Source organism: Kitasatospora kazusensis (assembly GCF_039529945.1).
Classification (GTDB): Bacteria; Actinomycetota; Actinomycetes; order Streptomycetales; family Streptomycetaceae; genus Kitasatospora; species Kitasatospora kazusensis.
On record NZ_BAAANT010000002.1, the window covers coordinates 356,542 to 369,044 of the forward strand.

Annotated in this window: 10 protein-coding genes; 8 read left to right on the forward strand and 2 right to left on the reverse strand. The window is 73.9% G+C overall.

The features are described 5' to 3' along the window. Positions 1–308: 308 nt before the first annotated feature. Both ABD330_RS03635 and ABD330_RS03640 read left to right on the forward strand, forming a co-directional pair. The gene (locus ABD330_RS03635) at positions 309–4,760 is read left to right on the forward strand and encodes a LamG domain-containing protein (protein WP_344460540.1); all 4,452 of its coding nucleotides are present in this window, start codon (positions 309–311) and stop codon (positions 4,758–4,760) included. Between the two features lie 75 nt (positions 4,761–4,835). Continuing rightward, positions 4,836–5,279, forward strand: a complete 444-nt coding sequence (locus tag ABD330_RS03640) for a hypothetical protein (RefSeq protein WP_344460542.1) — start codon at positions 4,836–4,838, stop codon at positions 5,277–5,279. A gap of 101 nt (positions 5,280–5,380) precedes the next feature. Here the strand turns inward: ABD330_RS03640 and ABD330_RS03645 are convergent, their stop codons facing one another. Continuing rightward, positions 5,381–5,737, reverse strand: coding sequence for a YciI family protein (locus ABD330_RS03645; protein ID WP_344460544.1), 357 nt, complete (start codon positions 5,735–5,737; stop codon positions 5,381–5,383). Between the two features lie 216 nt (positions 5,738–5,953). On the opposite strand from ABD330_RS03645, the gene ABD330_RS03650 reads away from it, so the two are divergent. Next, the gene (locus tag ABD330_RS03650) at positions 5,954–6,613 is read left to right on the forward strand and encodes a trimeric intracellular cation channel family protein (RefSeq protein ID WP_344460546.1); all 660 of its coding nucleotides are present in this window, start codon (positions 5,954–5,956) and stop codon (positions 6,611–6,613) included. Here the strand turns inward: ABD330_RS03650 and ABD330_RS03655 are convergent. After that, positions 6,549–7,370, reverse strand: a complete 822-nt coding sequence (locus ABD330_RS03655; RefSeq protein ID WP_344460548.1) for an IclR family transcriptional regulator — start codon at positions 7,368–7,370, stop codon at positions 6,549–6,551. The two genes, ABD330_RS03650 and ABD330_RS03655, sit on opposite strands and share 65 nt — an antisense overlap. A 163-nt stretch (positions 7,371–7,533) precedes the next feature. Here ABD330_RS03655 and ABD330_RS03660 point away from each other — a divergent pair, with 163 nt between their 5' ends. The 5 genes from ABD330_RS03660 (at position 7,534) to ABD330_RS03680 (ending at position 12,492) form a co-directional block, all read left to right on the forward strand. Further along, positions 7,534–8,718 (forward strand): cysteine desulfurase family protein, encoded by a 1,185-nt coding sequence (locus ABD330_RS03660; RefSeq protein WP_344460550.1) that lies wholly within the window; start codon positions 7,534–7,536, stop codon positions 8,716–8,718. Positions 8,719–8,911: 193 nt separating this feature from the next. Further along, on the forward strand, positions 8,912–10,048 hold the full coding sequence (gene mnmA, locus ABD330_RS03665) for a tRNA 2-thiouridine(34) synthase MnmA (protein ID WP_344460552.1): 1,137 nt from the start codon (positions 8,912–8,914) through the stop codon (positions 10,046–10,048). Between the two features lie 62 nt (positions 10,049–10,110). Beyond that, the gene (locus ABD330_RS03670; RefSeq protein ID WP_344460554.1) at positions 10,111–10,641 is read left to right on the forward strand and encodes an LOG family protein; all 531 of its coding nucleotides are present in this window, start codon (positions 10,111–10,113) and stop codon (positions 10,639–10,641) included. Positions 10,642–10,654: 13 nt separating this feature from the next. Beyond that, the gene (locus tag ABD330_RS03675) at positions 10,655–11,344 is read left to right on the forward strand and encodes an SDR family oxidoreductase (protein ID WP_344460556.1); all 690 of its coding nucleotides are present in this window, start codon (positions 10,655–10,657) and stop codon (positions 11,342–11,344) included. Positions 11,345–11,478: 134 nt separating this feature from the next. Continuing rightward, positions 11,479–12,492, forward strand: coding sequence for a methionine synthase (locus ABD330_RS03680; RefSeq protein WP_425555426.1), 1,014 nt, complete (start codon positions 11,479–11,481; stop codon positions 12,490–12,492). Positions 12,493–12,503: the final 11 nt, after the last annotated feature.

Sequence of the window (12,503 nt, forward strand, 5' to 3'; positions counted from 1 at the left end):
ACGGCTGGTCAGCGGCCGGAGGGATCCGGCGCCTGAGGGCCCCCGGCCCGGCCCGCGCGGTCGGCTGACCCCCCGTTCGGCGGGGTGGCGGCCCGCCGTCGGGCGGGTGTCGGTGGTCCGGAAGTCGTGTGAGGATGTGGTCGCCTTCGGGGGAGGGCTGTGCCGACCGCACACTCGACCGCCGCAGGATCATCATCCCGGGCCGAGCGCGAGTAGTTGACGGCAGCTCGGTCCGGCCAAGGCGGTCAGGCTGTTCCGCCTCCTCCTGGAGTGCAGTTCACTCACCCAGGAAACGGCGACTGACACACATGCAGAAGAGACTTCCCCTACGTGCGGGGTGGGCGCGGCGCGCCCTCGCCCGGACGTTGACGGTCACCGCGTTGGTGACGTCCACGGCGCTGGTGGTGACCGAGGCCCATGCCGTCCCGGTCAAGCCCGCCCCCAGGGCGGCGGCCACCCCGCCTCCGGCCTACGCGGCCAACGGCGAACTCGCGCACTACGACTTCGAGAACAGCCAGCCCGACTCCTCGCCGAACCTGGTGGACGGCGGTCCGAACGCCGTCCACCACAACGGCGCGTTCGCCGGGCCCCGGACGGACAACGAGGCGATCTGGGGGAACCCGGGCTCGGGCGGCCGGACGCTGCGGCTGGACGGTACGGCCGCCTACTTGACCGTCCCGGTCACGCTGCCGACCGACCAGTCGTTCTCGGTCTCGGCCTGGGTGCAGCTGTCGAAGAGCGGCCAGTCCTACACCGTGGTGTCCGAGGACGGCAGCCGGGTCTCCGGCTTCTACCTGAAGGTCAACCCGGACGGTAAGCCGCTGTTCGGCATGCCGCGCGGTGACGACGAGAAGGCCGGCTGGGACACGGCGGGCGGCCCGGCCGTCGTCGCCGTCGCCACCCCCACCTCCTACGACTGGACGCACCTGACCGGCGTGTTCGACGCGGCGGCCGGTCAGATCAAGCTGTACGTGAACGGCGACCTGGTCGCCACCGCGCCGCACACGGCGACCTGGCAGGCCACCGGCCAGGTCCAGGTCGGCCGGGGCATGTGGGCCGGGCAGCCGTCCGACTACTTCCCGGGCCGGATGGACGAGGTCCGGGTCTGGCAGCGCGCGCTGCCGGACATCGAGGCCGGGGAGGCCGCGATCCCGGCCTCCACCACCCGCGCCGACCGCTGCACCACGGGCAGTTGGCTGCACGCGGGCGGTCCGCAGGTCAAGGCGCTGGCGGGCCAGGCCCTGGGCGGTACACCGGCCGACGTCCGCCGGGCCATCCAGTGGTGGGGCACGGGTACGCTCGGCGCCGCCCGGATGGCCGACCAGAGCGCCCAGCACGACGCCAATGCGGCCGAGGCGGCCCGGCAGACCGGTTGGTCCACCACCACGAAGTCCTTCGCGGTGGCGCCCGACTACCAGTCGTTCTACACGCCGCCGGACTACGGCAAGCCGATGCGCGACTTCCTGATGCAGAGCGGGGACAAGAGCTTCGACCCGCCGCCGCTCCCCAAGCCGACCCAGGCGGTGCTGGACCAGGCCACCGCCATCATGAACCAGCGCAAGGCCGAGACCGCGAGCCAGCCGTGGGGCGGGGTCTACGGCTTCTGGGTGTCGGCGGACTCGCTGAAGGCGATGTCCTCGTACCAGATAGCCCGCTGGATCCGCCTCGGCGGCTTCCCGTCGGTGGCTCCGGCGAAGGACTCGGTCGAGTTCCGGATGGAGGTCGAGGACCTCAAGATCCAGTGGGCCGGCTGCGACCCGTCCGAACCGTTCGACCCGTTCCACGTGTTCGGTGACGTGATCGCCACCGCCGACGCCGAGTGGCAGGCCGAGCAGGCCGCCCAGGCCAAGCAGCGGGCCGACATCACCGCCGCCGACCTCCAGGCGGCCAAGGACGTGCAGACCGCCTCGGACGCGATGGTCGAGGCCCAGGGCCAGGCGTACATCGTCAGCCGGATGCTGGTCTTCCAGAAGTACTGGCAGGGCCAGCCGAAGTCCAACATCCTCTACCCCAAGCCGGCCGTGCTCGCCCAGGCCACCACCAACATCGCCAACGCCAAGAAGGCGGTCGCCGCCCAGCTGACGATCGCCAGGAACGCCGCCGCCTCCGCCAAGTCCCAGGCGGACAAGGCCACCGCGGCGGAGGCCGATGCCGGGAAGACCGCCACCGCGAACAACACCCCGTACGGGCGCGGCCTCGGCTACGCCAGGCAGTCGGCGCAGGTGGTCAAGGCCTCGGCCGCCGCCGCGCTGTCCGCGTCCAAGGCGGTCGAGACGACCCTCGCGTCCGTCTCGGCGACCCAGGCCGACAGCGCCGCGCTCTACGCCCTCGGCGACACCCAGTCGCACGCCGCCAAGGCCGAGTTCCAGCGCGCCGCCGCCCAGGAGGCGGCCGACCAGGCGCACGCCGCCGCCGCTGCCGCCGCCGCCCAGGCGGACCAGGCCGGGCAGGCCGCCGCCCGGGCCGCCGCCGACAAGGTGAAGGCCCAGCAGGCCCAGCAGACCGCGCAGGCGGCCGCCGCCGACGCGCACACCCAACGCGGCATCGCCGAGACGGAGCGGTCCAACGCGGCCACCGCACGGGCCAAGGCCGACACCGAGCGCGCCAAGGCCGTCGCGGCCGAGGCCACCGCGAAGACCCAGCAGACGGCGGCCGACGCCGCACTGGGTGCCGCCCAGAGCGCGGGACAGACCGCCGCCGCCAAGGAGGCCGCCGCCGAGGCGGCCGAGGGCCAGGCCGCGGCCGCGCGGGACGCGGCGGTGACCGCCGAGCACAACCGGGACACCACCGCGGCCCGGCAGAAGGCCACCGAGGCGCTCGCGGCAGCCGCCGCCGGCACCTCGGACGCGCAGGAGACCCGGCAGGCCGCGAACGACGCGGCGACCGCCGCCGGCCAGGCCGCGACCGCCGCCACCGGCGCGCGGACGGCCGCCGACCAGGCCGGTGGCGCGGCGGTCTCCGCCCGCGCCGCGGCCACCCAGGCGGACGGCGCGGCCTTCCGGGCCGACGCCGCCTCCTCGGCCGCCCAGGCCGACGCCACCACCACCGCTGCGGCGGCGGCGACTTCGCACGCCGCCGCAGCCGACGCCATCGCGGCCTCCGAGCAGGCCGCGCAGAACGTCAAGAACGCCGAGGCCCAGGTCCAGAAGGCGGAGGCGGCTTCGGCCGCCGCGCTGGCGGCCTCGCAGGCGGCCAGGGCGGAGGCCGTCCAGGCCAACGCCGACAGCGCCCGTACGGCGGGTCAGGCCTTCGCGGCGGCGCAGTCCGCCGTGGCGGCCCGGGACGCGGCCGCGTCGGCGGTCGACGCCGGGAACACGGCCATCACCCTCGGTACGCCGTTCCGGGAGAGCGACTCCTCCGCCGGGCTCGCGGTGCTGGTCGGCCAGGTCGGCAAGACCCTGGCCCAGCAGCAGGCCGACGTGGCGAAGGCCCGTGCCGACGAGGCGGCCAAGGCCGCCAAGGACGCCGCCACGCTCGCGGCCAAGGCCACCGCCGACGCCAAGGCCGCGGCGCAGCTGAGCGCCAACGCCGCAGCCGACGCCGCTGCCGCCACCGTGTCCCTGCAGCGCGCCCGGGCCTTCGCGGCCCAGGCGGCGGCCGACGCCCAGGCCACCAAGGACGCGGACGCCGCCACCACCGCGTCCGACCTGCAGGCCCAGACCGACGCGTTCTACGCCGGAGTCGCGGCCCGCGACGCGGCGGCGGACGCGACGGCGGCGCGGGCCTCGGCCACCGACGCCGAGCAGAACGCCGCGAGCGCCCGAGGCGCCGCGAACGGCGCGGAGCAGGACGCCTCCACCGCCCGTACGGTGGCCGGCACCGCCGACCAGCAGGCCGGGCTGGCCGAGCAGTCGGCGTCCCGGGCCCAGGGCGACGCCACCCAGGCCGACCAGGCCGCCCAGCGTGCGGAGGAGCAGCAGCGCAAGGACCAGCAGGCCGCGCAGGCCGCCATGGTGGCGGCCGGCAGCCAGAACACCGGGCCGGGCCTCAGCACCGACGACGCGTCCGTGCTGCTCGCGCAGTGCGGCCAGACCTGCGTCGACCAGTTCAACCAGGCCAAGAGCGATGCCGGGCGCGACGTCCTGCAGTGGGTCCAGGCGAACGGCGGGCAGATCCTGCTGGACGTCCTCGGGGTCACCGACGCCAAGAAGTGCTTCGCGGACGCCGACATCGAGGGGTGCCTGTGGACGGCCCTGAACGTGGCCAGCCTGGTCGCGGTCGTGGGCAAGGCGCCCGCCGTGGCCAAGGCCGTGGTGCGGATCAGCGAGGGGCTGGCCAAGTTCTTCGAGGAGTGCGAGCTCGCCAAGCGGACGCTCGACCGGCTCCGCAAGCTGATCGAGGACGCCCGCAAGGTGCCGTCCTGCCCGCTGGCGGCCGGCCTCGCGCTCAGCGCGCGGACCGCCTCGGCCGCACCGCTCCGGTCGGCGCAGGCGCCGGCCGGGATCGGCTCCCGGGCCGTCAGCGGTCCGCTCGACCCGCTGACGTTCTTCCAGGACTTCACGGGCCGGCTCGACCAGTTCCCCGCCAAGGGCGGTCAGTCGGACTTCGAGATCCACGTCTACAAGCAGGGCGTGGAGTGGGGCTTCTACAGCAGCAACGGCTGGTTCTCCAAGCACGGGCTGCCGATCCCGAAGGACGCGCCGGCGCAGCTGGTGTCGGTGCTCAAGGGCTACGCCGTGGACTGGATGCGGCGTGCCGGTGTGCTGAGGGCGGGTGACAGCATCAAGGGTGACGACTGGATGCGCCCGCGTTCCTGCTGAGTAGCCTTGCTCCAGCGTTTTTCCGGGGTGGGTGGCGCCTGCGGTGCCGCCCACCCCGTCCACCCGAGGAGACCCGTGCTGCAGTTCATCACCATCGAGTCCACCGGGACCGGGTTCCTCCTGGACCCGTCCGCCTACCTGGCGAAGCTCCCCGAGATCGCGGCCGCCCTGCCGCCCGGGGCCCGGCGGTTCGCCTCGGACCCCGCCCACTACGACTTCCACGACGAGCACTGTGTCAAGGACCTGAAGGTCCACCGGCTCGCCGTCACCCACCCGCCGGAGGGGCTCGCCGTGGAGCTGGTCCTCAGGTGGAACGAGGTGTCCGACGAGATCCTGACCCTCTCCTACCGGCAGGTCTCCCAGCTCCGCCTGGACGGCGAGGCAGGCCGCCTCGGCCCGGTCCAGCTCGACGAGACGCTGCCCGTACCGGGCGGCTGCACGCACACCATCCAGTTGATCGCCGGTGTCGTCGCCGTCACCTGCGCGGACTTCGAGGCGGTCTGGGGACGTCTCGGCTGACCGCCCGCGGCCGCTTCGGACCACGGGACCCGCCGGGCACGGCGGCGGCCGGGCCGCCGCCCGACGGCGGCGCGGCCCGGCCGTCGGGCCGAGCGGCCCGGTCAGCCCTCGGCGATCTCGCGGAGTTCGGCGGTGACGGTGATGTAGTCGTCGTGGATCTCCAGGAAGCGCTTGGTCCACTCCAGCGCCTCGGCCTTGTTCTCGGCCCGCAGGATGGCGTAGCCGCCGATCACCTCGCGGGTCTCGGTGAAGGGCCCGTCGGTGTAGCTGAGCCGGCCGCCGGACCAGGTCACCCGGGTGCCCTCGGAGGTCGGGGTGAGCCCGGCGGTCTGCTCCATCACCCCGGCCTTGGTGACCTCCTCGAAAAGGGCTCCCATCCGCTCGTGGAACTCGGGGCTCAGGCCCTGCGCGGGCGGGTTCTGCTCGTCGACGCGGATCAGCGAAAGGTAGCGCGGCATGGTGGCTCCTCGGTCGGCCGGGCGGGGCTTCTCCCCGCCTCTCACCCATGCGTCGAACGGGAGGCGGCCGGATCGACAGCCGGCCGGACGCGGTTTTCCGGAGCTCTCCGCCGGACCGGACCGGGCGGGGCCGGCCGGACCGCTGCGGGCGGCCGTGGCGTGGCGTGTCCCGGGGCGGGTTCGGCCGGGCAACGGTTTCCGGTGGAGACTGTCCAGGTGACCTCGCAGATCTTCTCGCCGGGGCTCCAGCAGACGCTGGACCTGATCGGCATCTTCGTCTTCGCCCTGTCCGGCGGCCTGATGGCCGTCCGCAAGAACATGGACATCTTCGGCATCTGTGTGCTGGCCGAGGTGACGGCGCTCGGCGGCGGCGTGCTGCGGGACCTGGTGATCGGGGCCACGCCGGTCGCGGCGTTCAGCAACGTCGGGTACTTCTCCACGCCGCTCGCGGCGGGGCTGGTGGTGTTCTTCCTGCACCCCGAGGTGGAGCGGATCAACCGCGCGGTGCAGACGCTGGACGCGATGGGGCTCGGGCTGTTCTGCGTGACGGGCACCGTCAAGGCGCACGACTACGGGCTCTCCTTCGTGCCCTCGGTGGCGCTCGGGATACTCACGGCGGCCGGCGGCGGCGTGATCCGCGACGTGCTGGCGCTGGAGAGCCCGGCGCTGCTCCGCTGGGACCGCGAGATCTACGCCGTGCCCGCGCTGGTCGGCGCCACGGCGGTGGCCGTCCTGATCGGAACCGGCCACCTCGACGCCTGGACGGCGACGGCCGCCGCGCTCTGCGCCTTCGTGATCCGGATGCTCGCGCTCAGGTACGGCTGGCGCGCACCTCGTGCTTGGCACCGCAACGGTTCTCGCACCAGCGAGGAGTAGGCGCCCCGCCGTACGCCAGTGAGATCGCCTCGACGGTGCAGAGCAGTTCCGGCAGCAGCCGGCTGAGCTCGGTGATCGGGGTGAGCCGCACCGGCGCGGAGATCGAGCAGGCGGCGATGGCGGTGCCGTCCGTCCCGACGATCGGCGCGGCGATGCAGTTGACGCTCTCCTGGTACTCGGCCTGGTCGGCCGCCCAGCCCTGCCGCCGGACACCGGTCAGCTCGGCCCGGAACTGCTCGGCCGAGCGGATGCTGTGCGCCGTCCGGGCGGGGAAGTCCTGCCCGGCCAGAAAGACGGTCAGCTGATCCTCCGGCAGGTCGGCCAGCAGGACCTTGCCGACGGCGGTGGCGACCGCCGGGACGCGCCGCCCGATCCGCCCGACCGGATCGGGCCAGGAACCGGGCCGGTCGGGGTAGCGGCCGTCCACCCGGTCCAGGTAGAGGACTTCGCCCTCCTCCAGTACCGCGAGCTGGACGGTGTGCCCGTACCGCTCGTTGAGCGAGGCCAGGTACGGCGCGGCGACCTGCCGTACGTCGATGCCCTCCAGGGCCTGCTGGGCGAGCGAGAAGAGCCGCCCGCCGAGCCGGTAGCGGTGGTCGGAGCGACGGTCCACCAGGCCGTGCTCCTGCAGGGTGCGCAGCAGGCGCAGGGCGGTGGACTTGTGCACGCCGACCTTGGCGGCGGCCTGCTCCAGGGAGGCCGGGCCGTCGCCGAGCGAGGCCAGGATCGTCAGCGCCCGGTCGACCGACTGCGACATCCGCACCCACCCCATCCACGCCCCGCCGGTCCCGCCCCGCTGGTGTGGCAGGAGGCTAACGGCCTGTTGCAGTGCGTGCAATGGCCAAATCGTGACTCTCGGCGGGCCGTCGGCCGGCCTCCGGCCGGGACGGGCCCGGGCGGCCCCTACACTGGGAGCCGCCATGCCATATCTCGATCATGCGGCCACCACCCCGATGCTGCCCGAGGCGATCACCGCCATGAGTGCGCACCTCGGGGTCGTCGGCAACGCCTCCTCCCTGCACGCCGCCGGACGCCGCGCCCGTCGGGTGGTCGAGGAATCCCGGGAGTCGCTGGCGCAGTCCCTGGGCGCCCGGCCGAGTGAGATCGTCCTCACCGGCGGCGGTACCGAGTCGGACAACCTGGCCGTCAAGGGCCTGTACTGGGCCCGCCGGGACGCCGACCCGGCCCGGCGCCGGGTGCTGAGCAGCCCGGTCGAGCACCACGCGGTGCTGGACGCGGTGCACTGGCTCTCCGAGCACGAGGGCGCGCTGGTCGAGTACCTGCCCGTCGACGCCTACGGCCGGGTGCACCCGGAGGTCCTGCGGGCGGCGATCGAGCGCGATCCGGCCTCCGTCGCGCTGATCACCGTGATGTGGGCCAACAACGAGGTCGGCACCGTCCAGCCGATCGTCGAACTCTCCTCGATCGCTCGTGAGTTCGGCATCCCGATGCACGCCGACGCGGTACAGGCGCTCGGTCAGGTCCCGGTCTCCTTCGCCGAGTCGGGCCTGGACGCGCTGACCGTGACCGGCCACAAGATCGGCGGCCCGTACGGCGTCGGAGCGCTGCTGCTCGCCCGCAGCGCGACCCCCGTCCCGCTGCTGCACGGCGGCGGCCAGGAGCGCGACGTGCGCTCCGGCACGCTGGACGTGCCGGCGGCGGCCGGGTTCGCGGCGGCGGCGGCGATCGCGGTGGAGCGCCGGGCCGAGCACGCCGCCGCGGTGGCGGCGCTGCGGGACGAGCTGATCGCCGGGGTGCTCGGGGTCGTCCCCGACGCGGTGCTCAACGGCGACCCGTCCGGCGCCGGGCGGCTCTCCGCCAACGCGCACTTCTCCTTCCCCGGCTGCGAGGGCGACGCCCTGCTGATGCTGCTGGACGCCCAGGGCATCGAGTGCTCGACCGGCTCCGCGTGTTCGGCGGGGGTGCCGCAGCCCAGCCACGTCCTGCTGGCGATGGGCGCCGACCCGCTGACGGCCCGCGCCTCCCTGCGCTTCTCGCTCGGCCACACCTCGACCCGTGCGGACGTGCGGGCCCTGACCGAGGCGATCGGCCCCGCCGTCCAGCGGGCCCGGAACGCGGGCCTCGCGGCGGCGTCGCGGCGCTGACGTGCCACTTTGCGCACCCGATCAGCTTCGGACAGGGGCGCGGGGAACTGCGCGAGATCGGAAGGCAACGGTCCGCACCCTCCCGCCTCGCGCAGCTCTCCCCCAGCCTTCGGCCGGGAGGTACCCCCACGCGCCCCTGGGGTGACCCGCACCTTGGAAGGCACCTCCGGGCACCACGTACGCTTGGGGAATCATGACTGACTTCCCTGGTGCCCCGACCGCCGCAAGCAACGGCCGCCTGCGCGTGCTGGCCGCGATGTCCGGCGGGGTGGACTCCGCCGTCGCCGCCGCCCGCGCCGCCGAGGCGGGCCACGAGGTGACCGGGGTGCACCTGGCGCTCTCCTCGAACCCGCAGTCCTTCCGGACGGGCGCGCGCGGCTGCTGCACCATCGAGGACTCCCGGGACGCCCGCCGCGCCGCCGATGTGATCGGCATCCCGTTCTACGTCTGGGACCTGGCCGAGCGGTTCCGCGAGGACGTGATCGACGACTTCGTCGCCGAGTACGCGGCCGGCCGCACCCCCAACCCCTGCCTGCGCTGCAACGAGAAGATCAAGTTCGCCGCGCTGCTCGACAAGGCGATCGCGCTCGGCTTCGACGCCGTCTGCACCGGCCACTACGCCCGGATCGTCGACCTCCCCTCCGGCGAGCGGCAGTTGCACCGCGCCGTGGACATGGCCAAGGACCAGTCGTATGTGCTCGGCGTGCTCGACGCCGACCAGCTCGCGCACTCGCTCTTCCCGCTCGGCGACACCACCAAGGACGTCATCCGGACCGAGGCCGAGCAGCGCGGGCTGGCCGTCGCGAAGAAGCCGGACAGCCACGACATCTGCTTCATCGCCGACGGCGACACCCAGGGCTTCCTGGCCAAGCACCTCGGCACCGCCACCGGCGACATCGTGGACGCCGACGGCACCAAGCTGGGTGAGCACGAGGGCGCGTACGGCTTCACCATCGGCCAGCGCAAGGGCCTGCGGATCGGCCGCCCGGCCGCCGACGGCAAGCCGCGCTACGTGCTCGACATCTCGCCGGTGGACAACACCGTCACCGTCGGTCCGGCCGAGGGCCTGGACGTGCTGTCGCTCACCGCGATCAGGCCGCGCTGGTGCGGCACCGAGCCGCTGGCCGACGGCGCGTACACCGCCCAGCTGCGCGCCCACGGCGCCGAGGTGCCGGTGACCGCCTCGGTCGTCGACGGCGAGCTGCGGGTCGAGCTGGCCACCCCGGCCCGGGGCATCGCGCCCGGGCAGGCGGTCGTGCTCTACGACGGCACCCGCGTGGTCGGCTCGGCCACCATCGCCACCACCGCGCGGCGCGCGGTCAGCGCGTAACCGCGCACGGCGCCGAAACCGTGCGGGGCGGGCGGGCCGCAAGTGGTAAACCTGGGGGCATCATGAATATCACCGTGTTCTGTTCCGCCTACTCGCTCGACGAGCGCTACACCGCGCCCGCCGCCGACTTCGCCCGGCTGCTCGGTGAGCGCGGGCACACCCTGGTCTGGGGCGGCTCGCACGCCGGGCTGATGGGCCTGCTCGCCGACGGGGTGAAGGAGGCCGGCGGCCGGCTGGTCGGCATCTCGGTCGACCTGCTCGCCCACAAGACGTACGAGGGCGCCGACGAGCTGGTGATGACGCGCGACCTCGCCGAGCGCAAGGCGCAGTTGCTGGCCCGTGCGGACGCCGTGGTGGTGCTGGTCGGCGGGCTCGGCACGCTGGACGAGGTGTCCGAGGTGCTGGAGCTCAAGAAGCACGCCCTGCACGACAAGCCGGTCGTGGTGCTCGACACCGACGGCTTCTACGAGGGCCTGCACACCCAGCTGGTGCGGATGGACCAGGAGGGCTTCCTGCCCCGGCCGGTCGCCGAGCTGATCACCTTCACCGCCGACCCGGCCGAGGTGTTCGCGCACCTCGAAGCCACCGCCTGAGAGGGTACGGACCATGGGTAACCACCTGATCACCGGCGCCGGTTCGGGCATCGGCGCGGTCGTCGCCGAGCGGCTGGCCGAGCGCGGCGAGAACATCTGGCTGTTCGCCCGCAACGCCCGCCGGGCCGCCGAACTGCGCGAGCGCTTCCCCACCGCACAGACCCTGGTCGCGGACCTGGCCGACCCCGCCAAGCTCTCCTGGACGCTCGGGCACCAGGAGCTGCCGGTCGAGATCGACTCGCTGCTGCACATCGCCGGGGTGGTCCAGCTCGGTGAGATCGGCGACCTCCCGGTCAAGGCCTGGCAGGAGCAGCTGAACGTCAACCTGGTCGCGCCGGCCGAGTTGACCCGGCTGGTGCTGCCGTCGGTCCGCCTCGTCCGGGGTCACGTGGTGTTCGTCAACTCCGGTGCCGGGCTGAGCGCGGGCCCGACCTGGGGCGGGTACGCGGCGAGCAAGTTCGGCCTGCGGGCGCTCGCCGACTCGCTGCGGGCGGAGGAGCACGCCAACGGCGTTCGGGTGACCACGGTCTACCCGGGCCGGACCGCCACCGCGATGCAGGTGAAGGTGCACCAGCAGGAGGGCAAGGAGTACGACCCCACCCGCTGGATCGCCCCGGAGTCGGTGGCCACCGCCATCCTCACGGCCCTCGACCTGCCGCGCGACGCCGAGATCACCGAGATCACCGTCCGCCCGGGCAAGTAGGACCCTGCGGGTCGGGCCGACCATTGAGGGGCGCGGGGAACTGCGCGAAACCGGAAGAGTGCAGACCGTTGCCTTCCGCGCTCGCGCAGTTCCCCGCGCCCCTTCCGGTTGCCCGGTTGCGTAGGCTCAGCCGTGTGAGCACTGATGGACAGACCTTTCCCGAGTTGACCGGCGCCGCGACGGGTGTCGGCTCGATGCCCGGTACCGACGCCCGCGAGGCCGCGAAGACCGCCGTCGGCGCGCTGGAGCGGCTGCCGCACCTGCCGGAGCTGCCCGCGCGCGGGCCCGGTGCGGACATGATCGGCCGTGGGGCGGGGCTGCTGGTCGAGCTGTTCGCACAGACCGAGCCGAGCGGCTGGCGGTTCGCCGACCGGCCGGGCCGGGACACCAAGCGGGCGCACTCCTGGCTGGGCGAGGACCTGGACGCGCTGGAGGAGTTCACCCAGGGGTACCGGGGCGCGCTGAAGCTGCAGGCCGTCGGGCCCTGGACGCTGGCCGCCGCGATCGAACTGCGGGGCGGCGAGAAGGCGCTCAAGGACCCGGGGGCCTGCCGGGGCATCGCCGAGTCGCTCACCGAGGGGCTGCGCCGCCACCTCGCGGAGGTCCGGGGGCGCATCCCGGGCGCGCAGCTCGTGCTCCAGCTGGACGAGCCCTCGCTGCCCGCCGTACTGGCCGGCTCGGTGAAGACCGCCAGCGGCTTCTCCCGCCTGCGCCCGGTCGACCGGCAGGTCGCCGAGGAGGTGCTGCGCTCCGTCGTGACCGCCCTGGACGCGCCCGTCCTGGTGCACTGCTGTGCGGCCGGGGTACCGATCCCGCTGCTGCGCCGGGCGGGGGTGGCCGGAGTGTCCCTGGACTTCTCGCTCCTGACGGAGCGTGACGACGACGACCTCGGCGAGGCGGTCGAGGCGGGGACGCGCTTCCTGGCCGGTGTGGTGCCCTCCACCGACCAAGGATTGTCGGACCCGGCCGGTAGTGTCCAGGGTGTCAGGACGTTGTGGCGCAGGTTGGGGCTGTCCCCGGAGCTGCTCGGCAGCCGCGTGCTGGTGACGCCGACCTGCGGTCTGGCCGGGGCGAGCCCCGCCTACGCCCGCAAGGCGCTGTCACTCAGCGCGCAGGCCGCGCAGAGCCTGGTGGACAACCCGGAGTAGTCAGAAGATCT